17 protein-coding genes are annotated in these 26,598 nt (G+C 72.1%); 5 read left to right on the forward strand and 12 right to left on the reverse strand.

What is annotated here, in order from left to right; genetic code table 11:
- The first annotated feature begins 39 nt into the window (after positions 1–39).
- On the forward strand, positions 40–1,596 hold the full coding sequence (locus NOO62_RS17405) for a sodium:solute symporter family protein (RefSeq protein ID WP_268771801.1): 1,557 nt from the start codon (positions 40–42) through the stop codon (positions 1,594–1,596).
- Between the two features lie 26 nt (positions 1,597–1,622).
- On the opposite strand, the gene NOO62_RS17410 is transcribed toward NOO62_RS17405, so the two are convergent.
- Positions 1,623–3,110 (reverse strand): MFS transporter, encoded by a 1,488-nt coding sequence (locus NOO62_RS17410; RefSeq protein ID WP_268771802.1) that lies wholly within the window; start codon positions 3,108–3,110, stop codon positions 1,623–1,625.
- A 139-nt stretch (positions 3,111–3,249) separates the two neighbouring features.
- On the opposite strand from NOO62_RS17410, the gene NOO62_RS17415 reads away from it, so the two are divergent.
- On the forward strand, positions 3,250–3,687 hold the full coding sequence (locus NOO62_RS17415; RefSeq protein ID WP_268771803.1) for a MarR family winged helix-turn-helix transcriptional regulator: 438 nt from the start codon (positions 3,250–3,252) through the stop codon (positions 3,685–3,687).
- Positions 3,688–3,711: 24 nt separating this feature from the next.
- Here NOO62_RS17415 and NOO62_RS17420 read toward each other — a convergent pair whose 3' ends face one another.
- From NOO62_RS17420 to NOO62_RS17430, 3 genes are all read right to left on the reverse strand, one after another.
- Positions 3,712–4,830, reverse strand: coding sequence for an ADP-ribosylglycohydrolase family protein (locus tag NOO62_RS17420; RefSeq protein WP_268771804.1), 1,119 nt, complete (start codon positions 4,828–4,830; stop codon positions 3,712–3,714).
- A 223-nt stretch (positions 4,831–5,053) separates the two neighbouring features.
- The gene (locus NOO62_RS17425) at positions 5,054–8,425 is read right to left on the reverse strand and encodes an ATP-binding protein (protein ID WP_268771805.1); all 3,372 of its coding nucleotides are present in this window, start codon (positions 8,423–8,425) and stop codon (positions 5,054–5,056) included.
- Positions 8,426–8,445: 20 nt separating this feature from the next.
- Positions 8,446–10,863 carry a tetratricopeptide repeat protein gene (locus NOO62_RS17430; RefSeq protein WP_268771806.1) on the reverse strand — a complete coding sequence of 806 codons (2,418 nt, stop codon included), beginning with the start codon at positions 10,861–10,863 and terminating at the stop codon, positions 8,446–8,448.
- A gap of 237 nt (positions 10,864–11,100) precedes the next feature.
- Here NOO62_RS17430 and NOO62_RS17435 point away from each other — a divergent pair, with 237 nt between their 5' ends.
- Complete coding sequence (locus NOO62_RS17435) at positions 11,101–12,492, forward strand: FG-GAP-like repeat-containing protein (RefSeq protein WP_268771807.1); 1,392 nt, start codon at positions 11,101–11,103, stop codon at positions 12,490–12,492.
- 68 nt (positions 12,493–12,560) lie between these two features.
- On the opposite strand, the gene NOO62_RS17440 is transcribed toward NOO62_RS17435, so the two are convergent.
- Positions 12,561–15,170 carry a bifunctional FO biosynthesis protein CofGH gene (locus NOO62_RS17440; protein WP_268771808.1) on the reverse strand — a complete coding sequence of 870 codons (2,610 nt, stop codon included), beginning with the start codon at positions 15,168–15,170 and terminating at the stop codon, positions 12,561–12,563.
- 70 nt (positions 15,171–15,240) lie between these two features.
- The gene (locus NOO62_RS17445; protein ID WP_268771809.1) at positions 15,241–16,104 is read right to left on the reverse strand and encodes a TIGR03619 family F420-dependent LLM class oxidoreductase; all 864 of its coding nucleotides are present in this window, start codon (positions 16,102–16,104) and stop codon (positions 15,241–15,243) included.
- Positions 16,105–16,216: 112 nt separating this feature from the next.
- On the opposite strand from NOO62_RS17445, the gene NOO62_RS17450 reads away from it, so the two are divergent.
- The gene (locus NOO62_RS17450; RefSeq protein WP_268771810.1) at positions 16,217–16,642 is read left to right on the forward strand and encodes an ankyrin repeat domain-containing protein; all 426 of its coding nucleotides are present in this window, start codon (positions 16,217–16,219) and stop codon (positions 16,640–16,642) included.
- 110 nt (positions 16,643–16,752) lie between these two features.
- Positions 16,753–18,294, forward strand: a complete 1,542-nt coding sequence (locus tag NOO62_RS17455; protein WP_268771811.1) for a CehA/McbA family metallohydrolase — start codon at positions 16,753–16,755, stop codon at positions 18,292–18,294.
- Between the two features lie 46 nt (positions 18,295–18,340).
- On the opposite strand, the gene NOO62_RS17460 is transcribed toward NOO62_RS17455, so the two are convergent.
- The 6 genes from NOO62_RS17460 to NOO62_RS17485 form a co-directional block, all read right to left on the reverse strand.
- Positions 18,341–19,828, reverse strand: coding sequence for an aldehyde dehydrogenase family protein (locus NOO62_RS17460; protein WP_268771812.1), 1,488 nt, complete (start codon positions 19,826–19,828; stop codon positions 18,341–18,343).
- On the reverse strand, positions 19,825–21,564 hold the full coding sequence (locus NOO62_RS17465; protein WP_268771813.1) for an N-acyl-D-amino-acid deacylase family protein: 1,740 nt from the start codon (positions 21,562–21,564) through the stop codon (positions 19,825–19,827). The genes NOO62_RS17460 and NOO62_RS17465 overlap by 4 nt, the downstream gene beginning before the upstream one ends.
- Before the next feature lie 268 nt (positions 21,565–21,832).
- Complete coding sequence (locus tag NOO62_RS17470; protein ID WP_268771814.1) at positions 21,833–22,963, reverse strand: LLM class flavin-dependent oxidoreductase; 1,131 nt, start codon at positions 22,961–22,963, stop codon at positions 21,833–21,835.
- A 142-nt stretch (positions 22,964–23,105) separates the two neighbouring features.
- Positions 23,106–23,891: an SDR family NAD(P)-dependent oxidoreductase gene (locus NOO62_RS17475; RefSeq protein ID WP_268771815.1), complete on the reverse strand. Its 786-nt coding sequence runs from the start codon at positions 23,889–23,891 to the stop codon at positions 23,106–23,108.
- Between the two features lie 8 nt (positions 23,892–23,899).
- Positions 23,900–24,832: a TIGR03619 family F420-dependent LLM class oxidoreductase gene (locus NOO62_RS17480; RefSeq protein WP_268771816.1), complete on the reverse strand. Its 933-nt coding sequence runs from the start codon at positions 24,830–24,832 to the stop codon at positions 23,900–23,902.
- A gap of 428 nt (positions 24,833–25,260) precedes the next feature.
- Complete coding sequence (locus NOO62_RS17485) at positions 25,261–26,496, reverse strand: amidohydrolase family protein (protein WP_268775664.1); 1,236 nt, start codon at positions 26,494–26,496, stop codon at positions 25,261–25,263.
- Positions 26,497–26,598 lie beyond the last annotated feature (102 nt).

Consider the following 26,598-nt stretch of genomic DNA (forward strand, 5'->3'; position numbering starts at 1 on the left):
CCATCGGCCCGTTCACCAGGCGGACCCCTGGAGGGCCATATGAACAGTCTCGACTGGGCGGTGCTCATCGGCTACTTCGGCGTGATGGTCGCGATCGGCGTGTGGTCCCACAAGCGGGTCGACAACGTCAGCGACTTCTTCACGGCCGGCGGAAAGATGCCGTGGTGGCTGTCCGGCATCTCGCACCACATGTCGGGCTACAGCGCGGTGATGTTCACCGGGTACGCGGGCATCGCCTACACCTACGGCGTGACGTCCTTCGTCACCTGGTCCTTCCCCATCGCGCTCGGCATCGCCATCGGCGCCCGGCTCTTCGCCCCCCGCATCAACCGGCTGCGCTCACGCCTGCACGTGGCCTCTCCGCTGGAGTACCTGAAGAACCGCTACAACCTGCCCACCCAGCAGGCCCTCGCCTGGTCGGGCATGCTCCTGAAGATCGTGGACGTGGGCGCCAAGTGGGCGGCGATCGCCACCCTGCTCTCCGTCTTCACCGGCGCCTCCCTCAACCAGGGCATCCTCATCACCGGCGTCATCACGGCGATCTACTGCACCATCGGCGGGCTCTGGGCCGACGCGCTGACCGAACTGGGCCAGTTCATCATCCAGCTCCTCGCGGGCATCGCCATGTTCGTGGCGGTCGTCGCGAAACTCGGGCCGCACGGCGGGTTCTTCGGCGTCTGGGACGAGCCCGCGCTCGCGGGCCACGGCAAGCCGCTGGTCGGTCCCTACGGAACGGTCTTCCTGCTCGCGTTCCTGTTCATCAAGCTCTTCGAGTACAACGGCGGCATGCTCAACCAGGCGCAGCGCTACATGGCGACCGCCAACGCCAAGGAGGCCGCGCGCTCCGCGAAGCTCTCCGCGATCCTGTGGCTCGTCTGGCCCGTCGTCCTCTTCTTCCCCATGTGGATGTCGCCGCTCCTCGTCGACGCGAAGAAGCCCGACGGCTCGGACGCGTACGCCCTGATGACCGAACAGCTGCTGCCGCACGGCCTGTTGGGTCTGGTCATCGTCGGCTTCTTCTCGCACACCATGGCCATGTGCTCCTCCGACGCCAACGCGATCGCGGCGGTCTTCACCCGGGACGTGGCGCCCGCGTTCTCCGCGAAGGCGCGGGCCTGGACCGACCGCAAGGGCCTGATCGCGGCCCGTCTCACCACGGTGGTCTTCCTCGGCCTGTCCATGGCGGTGGCGACACAGGTCAACTCCCCCGCCTTCAAGGACATCATCACGGTCGTCATCAAGTGGGTCGCCGGTCTGATGGGGCCGATCGCGATCCCGATGATGCTGGGCCTGCTGCGCACGTTCCGCAAATCCGGGCCGACGGCGGCGCTGACCAGCTGGGCGGCCGGACTCTTCGCCTTCTACCTGGTCAACTACCCCATCGACAAGGCGATCGAGGGCGGTGTCGCGCTCCAGTACCAGGTGTCGATCCCGCTGGCCGTCTCCCTCGTCCTCTACATCGTCATCGGCTACGTGAAGCCGGAGGACACGCCGGAGCGGGACGCGCTCATCGAGCGCATCAATTCGGACGACGACTCCGGCGCGGCCGTGGTGCCCGCGCCTTCGCAGCCGCGGGGGGACGCGGTTGCCCCGTAGGGGGCGGGGCTCGAACCCCGCGCCCCTTACGGGGCCCCCACCCGCTCCGGGACCGGCGGGGTCGCCGGGGCGTGTGCTGGGCGCGGGGCGTGGTGGGGGGTGAGGCCCAGCAGGGCCACGGCCACGACCAGGACGAACGCGCCGCCCGCGATGGCGAAGCTCAGCGTGAACTGGCTCTCCTGCGGCAGCGCGGGCATGCCCGCCGGGAGGGGAATCGTCTTCGACGCGAGCAGCGACGTGATCATCGCGCTCGCGACCGCGCTGCCCACCGAGCGGGAGATCGAGTTGATGCCGTTGGCGATGCCCGTCTGGTGGGCGGGGACGCTGGCGACGATGAGCGCGGGCATCGACGCGTAGCCGAAGCTGATGGCGAGGCCGATGACCATGCCCGCGCCGATGACGGACGCGCTGGTGTCGTGCGCCAGGGTCAGCCAGGCGAAGCCGACCACGCCGAAGGCGGCACCGGCCGCGAGCGTGACGCGCGCGCCGATCCGGCGGACCAGGATGCCGCCGAACTGGGCGGCGAGGAGCGAGACGATCGTGGTGGGGAGCAGGTAGACGACGGAGGCGCCGAGCACCGAGGCGCCGAAGCCGTACCCGGCGACGTCCTCGGGCATCTGCACGAGGTACGAGACGCCGATGAACTGGGCGAACATCGCGAAGCCGAGCAGCAGTCCGGCCACATTGGTGAAGAGGACCGGACGGTGGGCGAACATCTTCATGTCCACCATCGGCTCCTTGACCTTCAGTTCGGTCAGGACCCACACGCCCGCCATGACGACGGCGCCCGCGAAGGAACCGAGGGTGCGGCCCGAGGTCCAGCCCCACTCGTGGCCCTGCGAGATCGGCAGGAGCAGCAGGACGAGGAGCAGCGCGAGCGTGCCCGCGCCGAGCCAGTCGGTGCGGCCGCCGGTCTTGGAGCGCGAGGCGGGGACGGCGAGTACGACGCCCACGAGGGCGACGACGGCGAGGACGACCGCGAGCCAGAACACCCGGTGGTAGTCGGGGTCGGAGCCCTGGGTCAGCAGGCCCGCGCCCACCAGGGCGAGGCCGCTGCCGAACGCGAGGGTGCCGCTGACCAGCGCCATGGCGCCGTGCAGCTTGGCGGGCCTGATCTCCTCACGGAGCACGGAGAGCGCGAGCGGGAAGATCGCGGTGGCCGCGCCCTGCATGATCCGGCCGACGATGAGCCAGGTCAGGGAGGACGTGGTGGCGGCGAGCACGGAACCGGCGATCATCACGAGCAGGACGCCGATGAGGGTGGGCTTCTTGCCGTGCTGGTCGCCGAAGCGGCCGAGCAGCGGGGTGAAGACGGCGGCGGAGAGCAGGGTGGCCGTGGTCACCCAGCTGACGCCCGCGGTGGTGGCGTCCAGGTCCTTCTGGATGATCGACAGGATCGGGACGACCAGGGTCTGCATCATCGAGACGACCATGGCGGCGAGCCCGAGCACCAGGACGACGGCGGTCTGTCCGGTGGGTTTCGGCGGGGCCGCGTGCGGCTGTGCGTGGGACACGGTGGTTTCTTCTCCAGCTGCTCAACTGCCTGAGGCCCCGATACTTGAAGACCTCGATACTTGAGTACTTCAAGTAACTCTTCAGAAGGTAAGCCTCAATATTTGAGATCGTCAAGTTTTATGGCGTAAGGTGGCTCACATGTCTGGAACTGCGAGCGTCGACAAGGCCCGGCTCATGGAGCTCCTTGCGGTGTCGCTCCGTGCCTACTACGCGGACTTCACGGAGGCCTCCGCCGCCGAGAACCTCACCGCGAGCCAGGGCAAGACGCTGAGCGTGCTGCGCCAGGGGCCCGCCGCGATGCGGGTCCTCGCCCGGACGCTGTCCTGCGACGCCTCCAACATCACCGGGATCATCGACCGCCTGGAGAAGCGCGGCCTGGTCCACCGGGAGCCGAGCCCCACCGACCGCCGCGTCAAGAACGTCGTCCTCACTCCCGAGGGCGAGCGGGCCGTCGACGCGATCCGCGCGAACATGCACGCCACGATGGCCGGCCTTGACGCACTGGACGACGCCGAGCGCGCCACCCTCCACGACCTCCTGAGCCGTACGTTCGACGTGGCGGCCGTCACGGTCTAGGAGCCGCAGGTCACGCGGAGCCGGTCACGCCCGCGGGTAGCGGGCGAGCCAGCCCGGGGACGAGAGGGCGGGGCCGTGCAGTGCGGGTCCCTGCGTCATCTCCATGGCGAAGTCGTCCGCCAGCTCCAGGATCGTGGGGCGGCCCTCCAGCTCGGTCAGCCACCCCGGCGGCAGCGCGGTCTCCCCGTGCAGCGCGCCGAGCAGCGCCCCGCACAGCGCGCCGCAGGCCGCCGAAGGGCCGCCGTGGTTCACGGCGAGCCGCAGCCCGTGCCGGATGTCCTCGCCCACGAGGGCGCAGTACACGGCACCGGCCAGGACCCCCTCCGCCGTACCGTCCCCGATCAGCTCCTCCACACGCGCGGGCGTGGGCATGCCCTGCCGTACGGCGCCCAGCGCGTGCCGCAGCGCGTCCGTGACGATCTGGTGCCCCGGCCGGGTGGCGAGCAGGGCCAGGCACCGCTGGATCGCGCCGTCCAGGGACTCGCCGCGGGCCAGGCCGTGCACGATGACCGTGTGGGCGCCCGCCGCGAGGTGGGCGGTGGGGTGGCCGTGCGTCTGGACGGCGCACTCGACGGCGAGCTGCAGGACGAGCTGCGGCTCCCAGCCGACGAGGAGGCCGAACGGCGCCGATCTGACGGCGGCCTCCGCGCCGCGCTCGTCCGGGTTCTTGGGGGCGTCGAGGGTGCCCATGACGTCGTCGCCGAGCCCCGTCAGGCAGGCGCGGGGCGGGTTGCGCCGCGAGTACAGCCACTCCTCGCGGGCCAGCCAGCCGTCCTCCTTGCGCCGCTCGTCCGGGCCCCAGTCGCTCTGGGTCGCGGCCCAGCGGCGGTAGGCGCGGTGCAGGTCGGTCGGCGGGTGCCAGGCGCCGGTGTCGCGGCGCACCTGGGCGCGTATGAGTCCGTCGACGGTGAAGAGGGTGAGCTGGGTGCCCGCGGTGACGGCGCCGCGGCGGCCGTGGGCCGGGGCGGGCTCGGTGAGGCCGTCGGCTCCGTGGGCCTCGCGTATCCCGTCGAGCGGGAGCCCGTCGACGGGTGCGCCCAGCGCGTCGCCGACGGCGGCCCCGAGGAGCGTGCCGCGCACCCGGCTCCGGAAGTCCTGCTGCTCGGCGCGGCCCCAGACACCGGTGGCTGCTGCGGTACCCACGCGGGTCTCCCTCCGTGCGGTGACGTGCCTCGACGTGCCTCGACGTGCCTCGACGTGCCTCGACGTGCCTTGACGTGCCTTGACGTGCCTTGATGTGCCGCGACCGGTTGCGACTTTGCAGCACTGTAATCGACCGGGAACGATCGGTTCAGGCCCGAAGCGGTATGCGAAGAGTCGCCCCTCTGGTCGCATTTGAACGACGTTCACGGGAGCTTCGCAGTAGCTACGGAATTGTCGGTTCCGGTGCGTGTGTCGCCTCCGTTGCCGCGTAGCGGACCCGGAACGCGTCCCGCGCCGCGGTGAGGCGGGCGAGGCGCGGGGCGAGGCGGGTGCGGTCGACGCTCGGGGCCCTCGTCAGCACGGTCATGAACACCACCATCTCGGCCAGGTCGTCCCACTCCAGATCCGTGAGGACCGGGCCGAGGAGACGGTCGAGGTGGGCGTCCGCGGCGGCCCAGTCGCCTTGCGCCGCCGCCGCGAGCGCCAGCCCGTAGTCGCTCCAGACCGGGAACTCCTCCGACGCCCGCACCAGTTCGGCGGTCCTGTGCCACAGCCGGACGGCGGCGTCCGGCCCTTCGGCACAGGTGGTCACGAGCGCCAGGAGCAGCGTGCCGAGCTCGTCGTCGTCCTCGCGCAACCGCTCCGCGACCGCGCGGGCCCGCGTCCACTGCCCCGTCAGGCCGTACACCTGCGCCAGCTCCTCGGCGCCGCCCGGCCCCGTGCCGTCCGCGTCGGGCGCCAGCAGGCGCAGCGCCTCGTCGAACCGGCCGCCCCACACGAGCAGTTCGGCGCGCTGGCGACGGGCCCAGTCCGCGTTCCCGTCGTTGTCGGTGTAGACGGCGAGATCGGTCAGAGCCCGGTCCGTCCTGCCCGTGGCCAGCGCGAGCCTGACCCGGCACAGCCGGACCCAGATGGAGCCGGGTTCGAGTCCGACGGCCCGGTCCAGGTCGGCCCACGCCTCCTCGTACCGGCCCAGCCGGCGCCGGGTGATGGCCCGGCGGCAGAGCGCCATCAGGTAGTCGGGGTCGAGGTCGAGCGCGCGGTCCAGGTCGGCGAGGGCTTCCTCGTACCGCTCCAGGGAGGAGAGCGTCTCGGCGCGGTGGTAGTGGATCCAGTCGACGCCGGGCGAGAGTTCCAGGGCCCGGTCGGCGTCCGCCAGGGCCCGGTCGTACTCCCCCATGTCGTACAGGAGCATGGCGCGGCGGCCCCGGACCCACGCGTAGTCCGGGTCGTGTGCCACGGCCACGTCCAGGTCGGCGAGGGCTTCGGGGTGCTGGTCCAGGTGGTGCCGTGAGACGCCGCGGCCCCCGTACGCCGCCCAGTTCTCCGGGTCGAGCTCGATCGCCCTGTCGTAGGCGGCCAGGGAGGCCCGCTGCCGGCCGGCCATGCGCAGCACGTCACCCCGGCTCCACGCCACCCAGCTGGAGTCCGGGGACAGTTCGGCGGCGCGGTCGCCGTCCGCGACGGCCTGCTCGTACTCGTCGCGGAAGACCCGCACCCTGGCCCGGTGCGCCAGCGCCCACGCGTAACCGGGGGCGAGCGCCAGGGCCCGGTCCAGGTCGGCCAGGGCCTCCTCGTTCCGGTGCAGGCCGAAGTGGGCGATGCCCCGGCTCGCCAGCACCTCCGCGTCCGACGGGTCCAGTGCGAGCGCCCGGTCGAGGTCCTGGACCGCCTCCTCGAAGCGCCGCAGGACCCGGCGGACCTCGCCCCGCATCCCGTACGTCCTGGACTGCCGAGGACCCAGCTCCACCGCGCGGTCGAGGGCGACGAGGGCGCTCTCCTCATCGTCCATGTACCAGTACGTGACGCCCCTGCCGTAGTACGCCCGCTCCAGCTCCGGATCGAGGGCGACGGCCCGGTCGTACTCCGCGAGCGCCTCCGCGTGCGCGCCGCTCTCCCGCAGCTCCCGCGCCCGTACCACCCGCGCGAGCGCGAGCCCCGGCACGTCGAACCCGGCACGGTCGATGAGCAGTTGCAGCGCCGCCGCGCACCCGCCCTCCTCCAGCGCCGCGAGCAGATCGCGGCCCCACGTCGCGGCCTGCGCGGCCTCCGTGTCCACTCCCGCGTCCACGAGCAGCCGCGCCCACCGCCTGGCCACCGCCGCTCCCCCGTCGCACGCGTCGACGACGTCCCGCAGGACGACCGCGAGCGCGGTGCGTGGCGCCCCGCACAGCAGGTGGTACGACTCGGCGAGGCGCAGCTCCCGCCACTGCTCGTCCTCCCACACGTCGTCGTGCTCCCGGCCCGATTCGACCTCCGCCCGCCATCCCGCGTACGTCCGCGCGAGCACCCCCTGCAACTCCGCCCAGCCGCGCGGCGACCGGTGGCGCTGGAGGCGGAGCATCGGCGCCCGCACCACCTCGTGGTACTGCAGACGGCCGCCGCGGTCGCTGACGAAGGGCAGGCTCCGCAGCCAGGCGAAGATGCCGGGCACGTCCGCCGCCGCGCACACGCCGTCGACCGCCGCCGCGACCACGTCCGCGTCGAGGCGCCTGGGCAGCGCGCACGCCAGCGCGGACGCCCGGCGCACCGGGTCCTGCTCCCACTTGAGGAACCGCTCCACGGCCGTGACGCTCGGGTCGCCGACGTCGCCCGGGTCGGCGGGACGGTTCTCGGCGAGGGTGGAGACCAGGACGGGCAGGCAGCCCGAGAGCCGCAGGACCTCCTCGACGACCGGCTCGGCGACGACGCCCTTGTCCGCGAGGAGGCTGCGGGACTCCTCCTCGGTGAAGGGGGCGAGCGCGATGTCCGTGACGTAGTCCGCGTAGCCGCCCCAGCGGGCCGTGTCGAAGGGCTGCTGTCCTGCCGTGACCACGACGACCTTCGCGGACAGCGCGCCGTGCCGCGTCGTCGTCATCACCTCGTGCAGCCAGCCGTCGAGGAACGGCGCGGTCCTTTCGTACGTGTCGAAGAACAGGACGATCCACGGCACCGACTTCGCGGCCTGCGCGAGCTCCTTCAGGAGGACCGGGGTGAGGACGCGTTCCGGGGAGAGGACCAGCTGGACGTCCTCCTGGTTGCGGAAGCGCGCGCTGAGACCGGCCCGCAGCCGGTCGGCGCCCTGGGCGAGCTGGGCCGGGTCGACCGCGCCCGCGAGCGCGCCGACGCCCGGCACGAGTCCGAGGCCGACGAGGCTGGCGCGGGCGGCCGTCATGACGCCCGCGGAGGGTGCGGGTACCGGCGGGGCCTCGCCCGCGGCCTGTGCGGGGACGACCGGCACCGACTCCGCTTCGTGGCGGCGTTCGCGGTGGGTGGTGAGGAGCTGGTCGAGCTCCTTCAACCGGCGCCCTTGGAGGGCGAACTCGGCGCTGACGGCCGCCAGCGCGTCCGGGACGCCACTGACCCTGTCGTCGACGTACGCGGTCAACGCCCCGCGCTCGCGCGCGAGTTGTTCCAACTCGTGGACCAGGGACGTCTTGCCGACGCCCGCGTTGCCGTGGACGTGGAAAAGGAAGCGGTGGCGCAGGTCCGCGGGCGGCACGTCGAAGTTGGCCCTGAACGCCGCGAGTTCGCCGCGGCGGCCGATGAACCCGGCCCGTCCCCTGCGGCGTATCAGCTCCTGCATCGACGGCTCTTCCGCGTCGGCCGACGCCATGGCCACTCCCCCCGTTCCGGTCAGACAGGCTCCGAGTCCGTGTCGGCCCCCATCATCCGCTGCCGCTGCTCCCGCGCCCACCCGTACCGCCGGTCGATCCGCAGCGCCTCGTCCAGGGATGCCACGGCCTCCTCCACGCGCCCCAGGGCCTCCAGGGACAGGGCTCTGCTGCCCCACGCCCAGGTGAGGCCGGGGTCCATGGCCAGTGCCGTGTCGTACGCGGCGACCGCTTCCTCGTGTCGGCACGCGAAGCGCAGGATGTCGCCGCGGTCGCTGTACGCACCCGGCGCGTCCGGGGCCAGTTCGTGGGCGCGGTCGAGGTCGGCGAGGGCGCCCGGCAGGTCGCCGAGCGCCTGCCGGACACGCGCCCTGCGCAGCAGCGCCCACGGGTAGTCGGGCCACAGGTCGATCGCGCGGTCCAGGTCGTCCAGGGCTTCGCGGGGGCGGCCGAGCACGAACTTGGCCTGGCCGCGGCTGCCCAGTGTCAGGGGTTCCCGCGGATCGATGGCGTGCGCCCGGTCGAGCCAGGGCAGGGCCTCGTCCGGGCGGCCCATGCGCCGGTACGTCTCGCCGCGCTGCCGCGCCACCCACTCCGCGCCGGGCGCCGCCTCGTCGGCCGCGGCGAGGTGGCGCAGCGCCGCGTCGAAGTCACCGAGGGCCCGGTGGGTGACGGCGAGGCCGTGGTGGCCCCACGGGTCGCCGGGGTCGATGGCGAGCGCGCGCTCGTGGTCGTCGAGGGCCTCGCGCAGCCTGCCGAGGTGGAAGAGGCGCAGGCCGTGTTCGTTGTGCGCGGCCACCCGGTCGGCGTCGTCGAATCCTGCGCGGGCGAGGAGGAGTTCGAGGACGCGCAGGGCGCCGAGCATGTCGTCGGCGAGCGCGTCGAGCAGGTCGTCCGACCAGGCCCGCAGGTGGTCGGCGCCCGTGTCCTCGGCGGCGTCCGTGACCACCCGCGCCCACTCCCGGGCCACCGCCGTGTCGAAGCGGCAGGCCTCGATGCCTTCACGCAGTACGCCGGGCAGCGCGGCACGCGGGCCCGCGCACAGGGAGTGGTACAGCTCGTCGATGCGCGGGCCACGCCACTCCGCGCGCATCCAGGGGCGGCCGGGCGCGCCGCGGAGTTCCTCGTCCAGCGCCTCGCGCCGTCGCGCGTACAGCCCGGCGAGGCGGGTGTGGCCCGCGCTCCACAGGGCGGGCGCCGTGTTGCGGCGCAGGCGGAGCATGGGGGCGCGTACGACGTCGTGGTAGCGGGCGGCGCCTCTGCGGTCCGGGCGGACGAACGGCATGGTGCGCAGCCAAGCGTAGAGCTCCGCCGAGCCGTCACCCGTTCCGTCGCCGTCCCGGCCCGCCGCGGCCCGCACGATCTCCTCGTCGAGGCGCCTGGGCAGGGCGCAGTCCAGGGCGGCCGCGCGTCTGGCCGGGTCCTGCTCGCCCTTGAGGAACCGCTCCACGGCGGTGGCGCTCGGGTCGCCGACGTCGTCCGGTGCCGTGGGGCCCGTCTCGGCGAGCGTGGAGACGAGCACGGGCAGCCGGCCCGAGAGCCGCAGGACCTCCGCGACGACCGGTTCCTCGGTGACGCCCTTGGCCGCGAGGAGGCCGCGCGCCTCGCTCTCCGTGAAGGGGCGCAGCGGCAGTTCGGCGGCGAAGTCCGCGGCGCCCTCCCAGCGGCCGGGGTCGAGGGGGCGCTGTCCCGCGGTGACCACGACGGTGTTGGCCGGGATCTCTCCGTAGCGGTCGGTCGTCATGACGTCGTGCAGCCAGCGGTCGATGAACGGCGCGGTCCGCTCGTACGCGTCGAGGAGCAGGACGAGCCAGGGCGCGGCGTCGGCGGCCCCGGCCAGCTCGTCCAGGAGTACGGGGGTCAGCGCGCGTTCGGGTTCCAGGGCGAGGCGGGCGTCCTCGGGGGTGCGGAAGCGGGCGCGGAGCCGTTCGGCGCTCAGGGCGACCCGCTCGGCGTCGACGACTCCGGAGAGGGCGCCGACGACGGGCACCATGCCGAGGCCGACGACACCGGCGCGGGCCAGCGCCACGCTGCCCGCCGATGGCACGTCGGGTTCCGGTGCGCGGGCCGCGGCGGCGACGGCCTCGTGGATGCGCCGGCGGTGCGCGGCGAGGGCGCGGTCGAGGGCCTTCATGGCGCGGCCCTGCTGCGCGTACTGCGCGGCGATCTCGCCGAGCGCCTCGGGGAGGTCCGGGACGGCGTCGTCCACGTAGGCGACAAGTGCACCGCGTTCCGTGGCGAGTTGTCCCATTTCGCGTACGAGTGAGGTCTTGCCGACCCCGGCCGGGCCGTGCACGTGGAAAAGGAAGCGGTGCCGGTCGTTCTCCGGTGGCAGCTCGAAGTTCTCCCGGAAGACGCGGAGTTCGTCGCGGCGGCCAACGAAGGCGGCGCGGCGCCTGCGCCGGATGAGCTCCTGCATCGACCTTGTCGGCCGCGCCATCGGTCCCTCCCCGTCCCGCGAGCCTCCCGTGAACCTCCAGTCTGGCGCACTGACTGACGTACCGAATGACGTACCGACTGACGTACCGAATGAGACAGCGCGAGGCCGATATCCGGTGAACGGGAACCGAGTTCGGACATAAGTGCGTGTGCACCACAGAAGTCACTGCGGTGTACAACCTTCCCCGCAGATCGATCGTCTTCTTGCACGAACACACAAATTCCCACAGGAGGAACAGTGCGCCGCAGTCTCATCGCCGCCGTGGCAGTCGCCTCGCTCACGGCCCCGCTCGCCCTGGCCACCGCAGGTTCGGCGGCGGCCGCACCCACCCCGCCGAAGGCGCCCATCACCGACTTCAACCACGACGGGTACGCCGACCTCGCCATATCGGCCCCGGGCAAGTACGACAGCAGCGTGCCCGGCAGCGTCTCGATCGTGTACGGCTCGGCGAACGGCCCCGACAAGGCGCACGCCGTCAACATCAACCGCGACACGGCCGGCGTACCCGGCACCGCCGCGGACGGCTTCGGCGGCCAGACGGCCGCCGCCGACCTCGACGGGGACGGCTACACCGACCTCGCCGTCGGCGCGGTCATCCTCTGGGGCTCCGCCCAGGGCCTCAGCGGCCAGGGCAGCGTCGAGCTGCCCTCGTACGGCGGGCTCGTCACCGCCGGCGACTTCAACGGCGACGGCAAGCGGGACCTGGTCACGGCCGAGTACCCGGAGCCCGAGGACCCGATGGAGAACGACGACGAGGGCATGACCATCTCGTACGGCCCGTTCCAGCGGGACGGCAAGGCCGCGAGCACCCAGCAGATCGCCACCAGCCAGACCTTCGGCCCCGGCGACTTCGTCGCGGGCGACGTGACCGGCGACGGCGCCGACGACATCGTCACCAGCCACGGCTTCGAGGAGATGGCCCACAAGAGCCAGCTGTGGAAGGGCGGCAAGGACGGGGTGGCCACCACCTCGCAGAAGCTCGCGCCCTCCCTCGGCGGCGCGGTCGCGGACGTCGACGGTGACGGCTACGGCGACTTCGTCACCCGCGACATCGGCACCAGCTTCGAGGACATGCCGTACCAGAAGGGCACCGTCCTCGTCCGCTACGGCTCGGCGTCCGGTCTCTCGGACCGCTCCACGAAGATCACCCAGGACACTGCGGGCGTCCCCGGCGCCGGTGAGGACGGCGACGAGTTCGGCTCCGCCATCAGCGCGGGCGACGTGAACGGCGACGGCTTCGCCGACGTGGCCGTCGGCGTCCCGGGCGAGGACATCGAGACGACCGCCGACGCGGGCAGCGTCGTCATCCTCAAGGGCTCCCGCACCGGCCTGACCGGCACGGGCGCGCAGGCCTTCGACCAGTCGAAGCCCGGCATCCCCGGCGCCTCCGAGAAGGGCGACAAGTTCGGCGGCGTCGTCCTGCTCTCGGACACCAACAAGGACGGCAAGGCCGACCTGACGGTGGGCGCGCCCGACGAGGACGGCACGCACGCCGACACCGGCGCCGTCTGGCACCTGCGCGGCTCCGCGAGCGGCCTCACCACGACCGGCGTCGACTCGTTCGGCCCGGCCGCGGTCGGCGCCCCGGACAAGGCGGGCGCGAACTTCGGCGCGGTCCTGGCGCGCTGACGCACGGATCCACCTCATGACATCGGCACCCGGCGGCGGCCGGGTGCCGACGTCGTTCCTGCCCCGGCTCAGTCCACCAGCGGCAGCAGCTCCGGCAGATGCCCGTCCGATGCCGCGGCCGCCCGCCGCCGCTCCTCGGGCACCTCGCCGTACAGCGTCGTACGCGGCTTCGCGGGCCGTCCCGCGGCCTCCGCGATCGCGACGAGGTCCTCGACGGACCGGTACGAGCCGTAACTGGAGCCCGCCATCCGGGAGATGGTCTCCTCCATCAGCGTCCCGCCCAGGTCGTTCGCGCCGGACCTGAGCATCTCGGCGGCGCCCTCCTGTCCCAGCTTCACCCAGCTCGTCTGGATGTTGGGGATGTGCGGGTGGAGCAGCACGCGCGCCATCGCCGTGACCGCCCGGTTGTCGCGGGTGGTCGGGCCGGGCCGGGCGATGCCGGCCAGGTAGACGGGTGCGTTGGTGTGGATGAACGGCAGCGTCACGAACTCCGTGAAGCCGCCGACGTTTTTGGCCGACGCGGACTGCTGGACGGCGGCCAGCGTGCGGAAGTGGCCGAGCCAGTGCCGCGGCTGGTCCACGTGCCCGTACATCATCGTCGAGCTCGACCGGATGCCGAGCTCGTGCGCGGTCGTGACGACCTCGATCCAGGTGGCCGTCGGCAGCTTGCCCTTGGTGAGGATCCAGCGCACCTCGTCGTCGAGGATCTCGGCGGCCGTCCCCGGGATGGAGTCGAGCCCCGCCTCCTTGGCGGCGGTGAGCCACTCGCGGATGGAGAGGCCGGTCCGCGTCGCGCCGTTGACGACCTCCATCGGTGAGAACGCGTGCACGTGCATGCCCGGCACCCGCTCCTTCACCGCACGCGCGATGTCGAAGTAGGCGGTGCCCGGCAGGTCGGGGTGGATGCCGCCCTGCATGCACACCTCGACGGCGCCGACGTCCCAGGCCTGCGCGGCCCGGTCGGCGACCTGGTCCAGGGAGAGGGTATAGGCGTCCGCGTCGGTCCTGCGCTGCGCGAAGGCGCAGAAGCGGCAGCCGGTGTAGCAGACGTTGGTGAAGTTGATGTTGCGCGTGACGATGTACGTGACGTCGTCGCCGTTGACCGTCTTGCGGATGTCGTCCGCGACCGAGCAGAGCGCGTCGAGCGCGGGCCCGTCGGCGTGCAGCAGGGCGAGTGCCTCGTCGTCGGTGAGCTTCGTCGGGTCGTCGGCGGCCTGCTTGAGGGCGGCGCGTACGTCGCCGTCGATGCGGGACGGCACCATGCCGGGCGCCGCCTGTTCGCGCAGGGCCTCCCAGTCGCCGTACACCTCGTCGAAGTCGTCGCGCCGGTCCGAGGTGCGCCCGGTGGTGTCGATGGTGGCGTGCAGGTCGGTGCGGCCCGAGGAGGCCACGTACCCCTCGTCGGGCTCCTGCCAGGGGTGGCCCTCGACCACCGCGTCGGGCCGGGCGAGGCCGGTCTCCGGGTCGGCGAGGGCCCGCACGTGCGGCAGGAGGCGCGGGTCGAGCCACGGCTCGCCCCGCCGCACGAACTCCGGATAGACGCAGAGCCGTTCGGCGAGCCGGAACCCGGCGGCCGCCGACCGCTCGGCGAGCTCCTCCACCTGCGGCCACGGCTTCTCGGGGTTGACGTGGTCGATGGTGACCGGCGAGACGCCGCCCCAGTCGTCGATGCCCGCCCCGATGAGCCGCTCGTACTCGCCCGCGATGAGGTTCGGCGGCGCCTGGATGTTCCCCGAGGGGCCCATGATGTGCCGGGCGACGGCGATCGTGGCGACCAGGTCGTCGATCTCCGCGTCGGGCATGCCGCGCATCGCCGTGTCCGGCTTGGCGCGGAAGTTCTGGATGATCAGCTCCTGGACGCCGTGGTACGAGCGCGCCACGCGCCGCAGCGCGAACAGCGAGTCGGCCCGCTCCTCGTACGTCTCGCCGATCCCGATCAGCAGCCCGCTGGTGAACGGCACGGACGACCGGCCCGCGTCCTCCAGGACCCGCAGCCGGACGGCGGGCTCCTTGTCGGGCGAGCCGTAGTGCGGCTGCCCCGGCTCGCTCCACAGCCGCTCCGACGTCGTCTCCAGCATCATGCCCATGCTGGGCGCGACCGGCTTGAGCCGCTGGAAGTCCGTCCACGTCATGACGCCGGGGTTGAGGTGCGGCAGGAGGCCCGTCTCCTCCAGGATGCGGATCGAGATGGCACGGACGTACGCGATGGTGTCGTCGTACCCCTCCGCCTCCAGCCACTCGCGCGCCTCGGGCCAGCGGTCCTCCGGCTTGTCGCCGAGGGTGATCAGGGCTTCCTTGCAGCCCATCGCCGCGCCGCGCCGCGCGATGTCGAGGACCTCGTCCGGGGACATGAACATGCCGTGGCCGTCCCTGCGGAGCCTGCCGGGCACGGTGGCGAAGGTGCAGTAGTGGCACTTGTCACGGCAGAGCCGGGTGAGCGGGATGAACACGCTCTTCGAGTACGTGATGACGCCGGGGCGGCCCGCCGCATCGAGGCCCGCGTCGCGCACCCGGGCCGCGGACGCGGTGAGGTCGCCGAGGTCCTCGCCGCGCGCCTGGAGCAGGACCGCGGCCTCGCTCACGTCGAGCGCGACGCCGTCCCTGGCCCTCCTGAGCGCGCGGCGCATGGCATTGGCGGTGGGTCGTCCGGCCTCCGGGGGCCGCGCGCTGTTGGTCATGTCTCCGAGCATACGAGCGAGAACACCTGCCTCTTGCAGATACTTCCACCTGGGCAAAGGCGGGGAACTGTCATGACGTCACGTACCGCCCGAGCCCGTCGAGCGCCGCGCACACCTCCGTCTCCCCGCCGGGCGGCAGCTGCACGATCACCTCGTCCACGCCCAGCTCCCCGTAGTACGCGAACTTGCCCGGAACCGGCGCCACGGCCGTCACCGCCACATACAGGTCCTCCGCCCCGCGCCCCGCGTCCGCCCACGCCGACCTGAGCACGGGCAGCGCCTCGCGCAGCCCGCTGCCGCCGACGGGCATCCAGCCGTCCGCGTACTCCGCGACGTGCGCGAAGAGCCCCGGCCCCGCCGCGCCGCCGATGAGGGCTCGCGGCCCGAACAGCGGCCCCTTCGCGAGCCGTTCGCGGGGTGCCCGCGCGGGCTTCGGATGGACCTCGCTCGCCCGTACGCCGCCGAACTCCCCCTCGTACGCCTTCGGCATGTCCGCCCACAGCGCCCGCATGACCGCCATCCGCTCCCGTACGACCGCCCGGCGCCGCGGCCACGGGACGCCGTGGTCCTCGGCCTCCTCCCGGTTCCAGCCGTAGCCGATGCCGAGGGTGACGCGGCCGCCGGAGAGGTGGTCGAGGGTCGCGATCTGCTTCGCCAGGTCGATGGGGTCGTGCTGGGCGACCAGGGCGATGTTCGTGCCGAGGGCGATGCGTTCGGTGACGGCGGCGGCCTGGGCGAGGGCGATGAACGGGCTGAGCATGCGGGCGCACTCGGGCGGCAGGTCGCCGCCCGGGTAGGGGGTTTCGCGGGGCACCGGGATGTGGGTGTGCTCGGGGAGGTAGAGCCCGGCGAAGCCGCGCCGCTCCAGTTCCTGGGCCAGGCGTACCGGAGTGATCGTCTCGTCGGTCATGTAGAGCGTCGCGGAGATGCGCACGTTTCCTCCGAGCGTGTCCGGGAGTTCCGGGAGTGTCGGTCGGTCCGGGCCCCTCTTCCTATCCCTGTAAACCCGGTTGGTCCATGCCCGTGCGCTCATTAACCTGACGCCGGTGAACAGACGGAAGCAGAAGAAGCTCACCCACCGCCTGGTCTGGGCGGCGGCGGTCGGCGACACGCGCACGGTCCGTACCGTGCTCCGGTCCGGGGTCGACCCCGAGCTGCCCGAGGCCCACGGCACCACCGCGCTGTACGCCGCGTCGGTGCACGGCGCCGCCTCCACGGTGCGGGCCCTCCTGCGCGCCGGGGCGCTGCCGGACACGGAGAGCCGCGACGTCACCGAGGGCACGCCGCTGTGCGCGGCCGCCGCCTGGGGCCACGTCGGCACGGTCCGCGAGCTCCTCGCCCACGGCGCCGACCCGAACCTCCGCGAGGACTTCGGCACGGGCCGAACGCCGCTGCGGTGGGCGCGCGACGGAGCGGGCGGCCCGCACCCGGAGACGGAGGCGGCGCTGCTCGCGGCGGGGGCGGTCGAGTAACCGGGCGTAAAACTGTTGACCGCCTTCCCTTGCCGCCCAGTTCACGGCTCAATACCAGGGTTGCACGCACCACCCATGTCACCGTCGACACGACCCTGGGGAGCCGCAGCATGTGTGAGGACGTACACCACCCGATCGGCCCGAACCGGCGCGGACTGTTCGTGACGGGCGCCGCCGCCGCGATTACGTTGGGCACCGTGAGCTTCGCAAGCGGCGCCGAGCGGCGCGCCCCCGCGCGGAACGGGAAGCCGGGGAGCACGGAGACGAGAACGGTGCGCGGAACACTGCCCACCGGGTCCCCGGACTTCGTCTACCTGCCCGTCGAAGTCCCCTACGGCGTAAGCGAGTTCCGCGCCTCCTACACCTACGAGAAGCCCACCGTGCCGCCCGGCACCCAGGGCAACGCCCTCGACATCGGCGTCTTCGACGAGCGCGGCACGGAGCTCGGCGGCAAGGGCTTCCGCGGCTGGTCCGGCGGCGCCCGCACCGAGTTCTTCATCCGCGCCGACGCGGCGACGCCCGGCTACATCCCGGGCCGCGTCCGCGAGGGCACCTGGTACATCGCCCTCGGCCCGTACACGGTCGCCCCCGAGGGTCTCCCCTACGAGGTGACGATCACCCTCACCTACGGGGCACCCGGCAAGACCCCGAAGCCTTCCTACCCGCCCGAGCGCGCCAAGGGCCGCGGCCGCGCCTGGTACCGCGGCGACTGCCACCTGCACTCCGTCCACTCCGACGGCAGGCGCACCCCCGCCGAGATCGCGGCGCTCGCCCGTGCGGCGGGCCTCGACTTCATCAACAGCTCGGAGCACAACACGCACTCCGCGCACCCGCACTGGGCGGACCTGGCGGGCGACGACCTCCTCATCATGCTCGGCGAGGAGGTGACGACCCGCAACGGCCACGTCGTCGCCCTCGGCGTGGACCCCGGCACGTTCGTCGACTGGCGCTACCGCGCACGCGACAACCGCTTCGGGAAGTACGCGCGGAAGGTCAGGGACGCGGGCGGCCTCGTCGTCCCCGCCCACCCGCACGCCACCTGCGTCGGCTGCAACTGGAAGTTCGGCTTCGGCGACGCGGACGTCATCGAGGCGTGGAACGGCGCGTACACGCCGGACGACGAGATCGCCCTCGCCGACTGGGACAGCCGGCTCGTCGCCTCCGTGCGCGGCGGCCGCCCCTGGATCCCGGCCATGGGCAACAGCGACGCGCACCGCGACCCCGACCGCATCGGTGGCCCGCAGACCGTCGTCCTCGCCGACGACCTGACCCGCGAGGCCATCCAGGACGGCATCCGCCGCGGCCGCTCCTACATCGCCGAGTCCAAGGCCGTGGAGCTCACGTTCTCGGCGGCGGGCGGCAAGGGCGGGCACGCGGGCATCGGCGGCCGTCTCGACGTCGACCGCGACGCCCCTGTCACGGTCCGCCTCGACGTCAAGGGCGCCCCGGGCTGCACGGCCCGCTTCGTCACCGACCAGGGCGTCCTGCACACGGGCCCCGCGCTGCCGGAGTCGGGCGCGGGGACGTTGGAGTGGCGCACGACGGCGTCGTACGCCGCCTACGTACGGGCGGAGGTGCGCCACCCGCCCGTGACGCCCGGCCTGCCGGGCCCGCTGACGGCGTTCACGAACCCGATCTTCCTGGGCCGGTAACGGCCTCCTCCGCCCCGGCCCGGGGTGAGGAGGGCCCCCGCCTTCCTCACCCCGGCCATACAAGGGACTGGAGTTCGCTGTACGCGTGCAGGGCGTACGAGCCGACGTCCCGGCCCACCCCGCTCTTCTTGAAGCCGCCGAACGGCGCCTCCATGTTCCGGGCGACCGTGTTGACGCCGACGCCGCCCGCCCGCAGCCGCCGGGCCACGCGGAAGGCGCGGGCGACGTCGCCCGACCACACGTAGTCGATGAGGCCGTATTCGCTGTCGGCGGCGAGGGCGATCGCCGTCTCCTCGGCGTCCTCGGGCCCGTCCGCGTCGAAGGGCACCACGACGACCACAGGCCCGAAGATCTCCTCGCGGACCACGCGCATGTCGTGCGTGCAGTCGGCGAGCAGGGTCGGCGCGACGTAGAAACCCTTGTCGAACGCGGGCGGTCGCTCACCGCCCGCGACGACCCGCGCGCCCTCCTTCCGCCCGTCCTCGACGTACGCCTCGATGCGGTCGCGGTGGGCGGCGGAGATCACGGGCCCGACGACGGTGCCGGGCGCGGCCGGATCCCCCACCTTCAAGTACCCGATATAGGCGGCGAGTCGGTCGACCAGCTCCTCATAGACCCCCCGCTGGACGATGACGCGGGTCGGCGCCGTACAGATCTGCCCGCTGTAGAAGGAGAACGTCGTGCCGATGCCCGCCACCGCGGCGTCCAGGTCGGCGTCGTCCAGGACGATCGCCGCACCCTTCCCGCCCAGCTCCATCAGCTGCCGCTTCATGTCGCGGCCGCACACCTCGCCGATGCGCTGCCCGACGGCCGTGGAGCCGGTGAAGCTCACCATGTCCACGTCGGGGGAGGCGACGGCCGCCTCGCCCACCGCGGAGTCCGTGCCGGAGACGACGTTCACGACACCGGGCGGCACACCCGCCTCCTCCAGGGCGGCCGCCATCCCGTACACCGACAGCGGGTCCTGCGGCGCGGGCTTCACGACGACGGTGTTGCCCATGGCGAGGGCGGGCGCGACCTTGCCCGCGGGGTTGGCCCAGGGGTTGTTGTACGAGGTGATGCAGGTGACGACGCCCACGGGCCTGCGCACGGCGACCGCCCCCACGACACCGGCCTTCCCCATGGGCCCGGCTTCATGGATCTGCGGCGGCAGCGCGGCCTCGACCGGCTCCAGCGCCCCCTTGGCGTACCGCTCGAACCGCGCCACGGCCACCGCCACCTGCATGCCGCGGGCCGTCGCGGTCGTGGCGCCGCTCTCGGCCCGCGCGAGCTCGGCGTGCGCCGCGAAGTCGCGCCGCAGGACGGCGGCGGCACGGGACAGGATCCCGGCACGCTCCTCCGGCGTCGTGCGCGACCAGCCCGCGAAGGCCTCGCGGGCCGCCGAGGCGGCGGCGCGGACCTGCTCGCCGCTCGCCTCGGGCGCGAGCCCGACGACGCCTTCGGTGGCCGGGTCGACGACTTCATAGTGCCCACCGTCGGGCTCGACCCATTCACCCCCGATGAACAGCCGCCGCCGGGTGTCGTCGCTGCTCACTTGGTGCTCACCGTCCTGGTGTCGCGCCCGGACCGCAGAACCTTCCCGGGCACGGCACCGGTCACCACATCCGCACGAATGGCCTCGACGCCATTGACCCACACCGCGTCGATGCCGATCGCCTTGGAGTCGAGCCGCGGGCTGTCGCCGGGCAGGTCGTGGACGAGGGTGGCCTTGCCCGCGTCGATGCGCTCGGGGTCGAAGAGGACGAGGTCGGCGTGGTACCCCTCGGTGATCCGCCCCCGCTCGCGCAGCCCGAACAACCGGGCCGGATCATCGGTGAGCATCTTCACGGCCTGTTCGAGCCCGACGAGCTTCCGCCCACGCAGACAGTCCCCGATGAACCGGGTCGTGTACGGGGCTCCGCACATGCGGTCCAGATGCGCGCCGGCGTCCGAGCCGCCCAGCATGACGTCCTCGTGCTGCCACGTCTCGGCACGCAGCGCCCAGGAGTCGGGGTCGTTGTCGGTGGGCATGGGCCACAGCACGGTGCGCATGTCGTCGTTGGCGCAGATCTCGGTGATGCAGTGGAAGGGCTCCTGCCCGCGCTCGGCGGCGATGTCACCGACGACGCGTCCGGTGAGCCCGTCGTTGGCGGCGGAGTACGTGTCGCCGATGACGTACCGGTCGAACCGCGCGAGCCGCCGGAACACTCCGGCTTCCTTGCTCCCGGCCCGCCGCAGCATCTCCTCCCGCACGGCCGGGTCGCGCAGCTTCGTAATCCGCTCGGGCACGGGCAGACCGAGGACGTCACCCCAGCCGGGGATGAGGTTGAGGGCGCAGAACGTACCGAGGGACATGTTCATGGGCGTGAGGATCGGCATGGTCAGCGCGACGATGCGCCCGCCCGCCTTACGGGCACGCTCACTGGCTACGAGCTGACGCGGCACGCGCTCGGGCACGGCGGCGTCGATGGTCAGCACGTTCCAGTTCAACGGCCGCCCGGCGACGGCGCTCATCTCGACAAGCAGCTCGACCTCGTCATCGCTGAACTGATCGAGGCACCCGGCGACGATCGCCTCGATCTGTGTCCCCTCGTGCTCGCCCACGGCACGGCTGAGCGCGAGCAGCTCGGCGGGCTCGGCGTGCCGAGAGGCGACGGGCTGCCCGTCGCCGTCCGAGTGGGTGGACGACTGGGTGGTGGAAAGACCCCAGGCCCCGGCGTCCATCGCCTCGTGCAGGAGACGCAACATGGCGTCCAACTGCTCAGTGGACGGCTGCCCGCCGACGGCGTCCTCTCCCATGACGTACCGCCGCAACGCGCAGTGCCCCACCATGAACCCCGCGTTGACGGCGACGCGCCCCTCCAGGGCATCGAGATACTCCCCGAACGAACTCCACGACCAGGGCGCGCCCTCTTCGAGCGCCACGAGGGACATCCCCTCCACCTTCGACATCATCCGCCGCGTGTAGTCGGCGTCACCGGGCCGGTCGGGATGGAGCGGAGCGAGCGTGAACCCACAGTTGCCGCCCGCGACGGTGGTGACGCCGTGGTTGAGGGAGGGCGTCGCGTACGGGTCCCAGAACAGCTGCGCGTCGTAATGCGTATGCGGATCGACGAACCCCGGCGCGAGGACACGCCCCTGGGCGTCCTCACTGGTCCGCGCCTCCTCGCTGACGGTGCCGGGCGCGGCGACGACGGCGATGCGCCCGTCCCGTATCCCGACGTCGGCGACACGCCCGGGAACACCGGTCCCGTCGACGACGGTCGCGCCCTTGATGAGGTGGTCGAGCATGACGGGACGTCCCCTTCCGAGGGTTGGCAGGGTGAGCAGGGTGAGCAGGGTTGGCAGCCTGTCCGGGGGGTGTGTTTTGTTTCAGCCCGTCCGGCGTTTGAGGACGAGCCCGGAGGGCGATCGACGGGGGCCCGGGGGCTCGCCCCCGCGACGGCACCCCCGTGACACCGCGAACCGTCCGGCAGGACCCCGGCTTCCCGTCCGGGAGGGGGAAGCCGGGGTGGCTCGGAGGGGTCACACGCCGACCCGGATCACGCCCCGGCCCGGATCACGCTCCGGACGCCGCTTGGCGGAACCGCGTCGTCCGGTGCACCGGATCCGTGTCGATCTTCGGGATCACATGCTCACCGATCAGCCTGATCGTGCTCTTCGTGTCCTCGGGCGAGATCCCGATCGGCAGCCCGAAGCTGAGCTGGTCCGCCCCGGCCTGCTCCCACCGCTTGCACTGCGTGAGCACCTCGTCCGGGTCGCCGCAGATCATCAGCTCCTCGGCGATGAGCAGCTCGATGAGCTCCTCGGTGTACTCGGGGAGCAGCTCGGGCCACTCGGGAATGCCCTCGGGCCGCGGGAACGTGTCGTGGTAGCGGAAGAGCAGCGACTGGAGGTAGTTGAGGCCACCGCCGACCGCGATCTCGACCGCCTTCTTGTGCGTCTCCGCGCAGATCGCCGTCGACGTCACCATGACGTTGTCGTTGACGAAGTCCCCGATCGCCTGCGCCTCCTTGACCGCCGTCTTGTACGACTCGACGACCCACTCCATGTCGGAGACCTTCTGCACGCTGAAGCCGAGGACCCCGAGCCCCTTCTTGCCCGCCATGGCGTACGAGGAGGGGGACCCGGCGGCGTACCACATGGCCGGGTGCGACTTCCCGTACGGCTTCGGCAGGATCTTGCGGGGCGGCAGCGACCAGTGCTTGCCCTGGAACCCCACGTACTCGTCCTGAAGCCACATCTTGGGGAACTCGGCGATGGTCTCTTCCCAGATCTCCTTGGTGTGGTTCATGTCCGTGATGCCCGGCATGAAGCCGAGGATCTCGTGCGAACCGGCACCGCGCCCCGTGCCGAACTCGAACCGCCCCTGGGAGAGATGGTCGAGCATCGTCACCTTCTCCGCCACCTTCACGGGGTGGTTGACGGGCGCGAGCGGGTTGAAGATGCCGGAGCCGAGGTGGATGCGGTCGGTGGCGTGCGCGAGGTAGCCGAGGTAGACGTCGTTGGCGGAGAGGTGGGAGTACTCCTCCAGGAAGTGGTGCTCGGACGCCCAGGCGTACTTGAACCCGGACTTGTCCGCCTCGATGACGTACTCGGTCTCCTCGATGAGCGCCTTGTGCTCCGCTTCGGGGTCGACCTTGGCCCGCTGGGCGGGCACGTATCCCTGTACAAAGAGACCGAATTCCAAGGGAGGTTCACCGTCCTCGTGAGGTCTGACGGTACGTTTCTGACGCTCCGTCAGATTGCGATGGGGTCGACTGTTCCACCGCCCCGCCGGACCGTCAATAGCTGACGCAACGTCAGGACAGGGCTTGGTCCCGGTGCCGGGATCACACGACGCTGACCCCGGCGAGCCACCCCCCGTCGATGACGAACGGCTGCCCCGTGATGTACGCCGAGTCGTCCCCGGTCAGGAACAGCGCCAGCGCGGCCACCTCCTGCGGCTGCCCGATCCGCCCGAGCGGCACGAGCGTCTTGTACAGCTCCGCCACCGCCTCCTTCGCCGCCTCGGGGTCGGCGCCCGGGTCGAGCCGCGCGGGGTTGGTCATGGGGGTGTCGACCGCACCCGGGCACACGGCGTTCACGCGGATGTTCCGGCCCGCGAGCTCCAGGGCGGCGACCCGGGTGAGGCCGAGGACGGCGTGCTTGGTCGCGGCGTACGCGCCCACGTACGCCATGCCCGTGAGGGCCGTGTAGGACGCGGTGTTCACGATCGTGCCGCCGCCGGCCGCGGCGATCTCCGGGGCGACGGTGCGGATACCGAGGAAGCAACCGATCTGGTTGACGCGGATGATCTGCTCGAACTCCTCCAGCGGGGTGCTGACGAGCTCGTTGAACCGCAGGATCCCCGCGTTGTTCACGAGCCCGTCGACCTTCCCGAAGGCGTCCTTGGCTGCGGCCGTCGCGGCGCGCCAGTCCTCCTCGACTCCGACGTCGAGGTGGACGTACGCCGCGGACTCCGCCCCCAGCTCCTTCGCGAGAGCCTCACCCTGCGCGTCCAGCACGTCGGCGACGACGACGCGGGCTCCCTCCTCCACGAAGAGGCGCGCCTCCTGCTCGCCCTGTCCGCGCGCGGCGCCGGTCACGATGACGACGCGGCCGTCCAGCTTGCCCATGGGAACTCCTACTGGTCGTGATCGTTCTGGCGATGGTCGTCGAGGTGCGGGGCGACATCGGCGGCGAAGGCCGCCATCTGGTCGGTGAGTTCGGTACGGCTCCGGCTGCGGAAGCGGACCTGGATCTGGTCGACGCCCATCGCGGCGTACGCGCGCAGGGACTCGGCGAGTTCCTCCGGCTTCCCGGCGAGCGTGCGGCGGCCGACGGGCCATCCCGGGTCCCCGACGTACAGCGGTTCGGTGATCGCGCCCACGGTGATGGGCTCGGCGATCCCGGCTTCCTCTCGCAACCGCTTCAGCTTCGCGATCTGCGCGGGCAGCTTGTCGCGCGGGTCGCCCTGGGGGAGCCAGCCGTCGGCGCGGGTCGCCGCGCGGCGTACGGCGGCGGGGGAGGATCCGCCGACCCAGAGGGGTACGTGGGCCTGGGCGGGCCTCGGCATCTGCCCGAGGTCCTTGAAGGCGAAGGTCTCCCCCCGGTACTCGGGGTACTCCTCCACCCCCAGGGCCGCCCTGAGCGCGTCGATCGCCTCGTCGAGGATCGGCCCGCGCCGCGCGAAGTCGACCCCGAGCGCCTCGAACTCCTCCCGCACGTGCCCGGCCCCCACTCCGAGGATGAGGCGCCCGCCGCTGAGGTGGTCGAGGGTGGCGTACTGCTTGGCGGAGGCGAGGGGGTGCCGCAGGCCGACGACGGCGACGTGACTCATCAGGCGGACGTTCTCGGTGACCGCGGCGAGGTGGGCGAGGGTGGCGACGGGGTCGTACCAGACGGTGCTCATGGCGTCGGCGAGGCGGCGGGGGATGGCGACGTGGTCGCAGGCGGCGATGTAGGCGAAGCCGGTGTGGTCGGCGGTGCGGGCTATCTCGACGAGGTCGTCGGGTTCGGCCCCTCTCTCCCACCCCTCCGCATACATGGAACTCTGCGACTGAACGGGCAACTGCATCCCATAAACCATCACCCCACGAGCCACGCCCCACCCACTTCCCCGTCACCGTTTTCTGACGGCTCGTCACTTATCCGGAACGCCCACATGCTGCGACCTGACACTCCATCAGGCAAGAGTTCTGGCGGGGCGCCTTGGGTGGGGGTCTGCGCCTGGGGTCCGTCGGTGGGGCGGGGCCGCGCGGGTATGTACGTACTCGCTATCCCTGCGCCGCGCCCGACATTCCCGGCCGTGGGAGTGTGCTCGGTGCTCCGTGCGCACATACCCCCACGTCCCCTCCGGCGCGCTCGCGGCTGCGGCCCGGTGGGACCGCAGCCCCTGCCCCTACTCCCGCTGGACGTCGCGGGGCAAACGGGCGGGCGGGTGGGGAACATCCGCCGCGAAGCGGCGGGCTCGGTGCCCCTACCCGCACGGGGCGTCGCCGGGAGTCAGGCCCCCAGACCCCGCCAGAGCCCCGCCTCCGTCAACCCCAGGAGGGCAACCGCATTGCCCCGCACGATGCGGTCCACGACCTCCGGGGACAGGTGGCCCATCTGGGACTCCCCGACCTCACGGGACTTGGGCCACGTCGAGTCCGAGTGCGGGTAGTCCGTCTCGTACAGGACGTTCCCGACCCCGATCGAGTCGAGGTTCCGCAACCCGAACGCGTCGTCGAAGAAGCAGCCGAAGACGTGCTCCGTGAAGAGTTCGGACGGGGGACGCGTGACCTTGTCCGCGACCCCGCCCCAGCCCCGGTTCTCCTCCCACACCACGTCCGCCCGCTCCAGGATGTAGGGGATCCAGCCGATCTGCCCCTCCGCGTACATGACCTTCAGATTCGGGAAGCGTTCGAACTTGCCGCTCATCAGCCAGTCGACCATCGAGAAGCAGCAGTTGGCGAAGGTGATCGTGGAGCCGACGGCGGGCGGCGCGTCCGCGGAGGTCGACGGCATCCTGCTGGAGGAGCCGATGTGCATGGCGACGACCGTGCCGGTCTCGTCGCAGGCGCGCAGGAAGGGGTCCCACGCGTCGGTGTGGATGGACGGGAGCCCGAGGTGGGGCGGGATCTCGGAGAAGGCGACGGCCCGCACGCCGCGCGCCGCGTTGCGCCGTACTTCCGCAGCGGCGAGCTCGGCGTCCCAGAGGGGGATGAGGGTGAGCGGTATGAGGCGGCCTGCCGCTTCGGGGCCGCACCATTCCTCCACCATCCAGTCGTTGTACGCGCGGACCGAGAGGAGCGCGAGTTCCCGGTCCTTGGCCTCCGTGAACGTCTGCCCGCAGAACCGCGGAAACGTGGGGAAACAGAGGGCGGACTGGACGTGGTTGACGTCCATGTCGGCGAGCCGGTCGGGCACGCTGTACGACCCGGGCCGCATCTGCTCGTACGTGATGACCTCGAGTTTGATCTCGTCCCTGTCGTAGCCGACCGCCGTGTCGAGGCGGGTGAGGGGGCGGTGCAGGTCCTCGTAGATCCACCAGTCCCCGATGGGGCCGTCCTCCCCCCTCTCCCCCATGACCGGGGCGAACTTGCCGCCCAGGAAGGACATCGACCTCAGGGGCGCGCGGACGATCCGGGGGCCGCGGTCCTGGTACTTCGACGGGAGCCGGTCCCGCCAGACGTGCGGGGGTTCGACCGTGTGGTCGTCCACCGAGATGATCTTCGGGAAGGTCTCCGGGGTCTCCATGGTCTCCATACGGCCAAGGTAGCGCCGATCTGACGACCCGTCAGCTAGTCGGACGCGGGCGGCTGCGACGTCCGAGACGGCAAAGCAATCCGGAATGTCGTG

Source organism: Streptomyces sp. Je 1-369 (assembly GCF_026810505.1).
GTDB lineage: Bacteria > Actinomycetota > Actinomycetes > Streptomycetales > Streptomycetaceae > Streptomyces.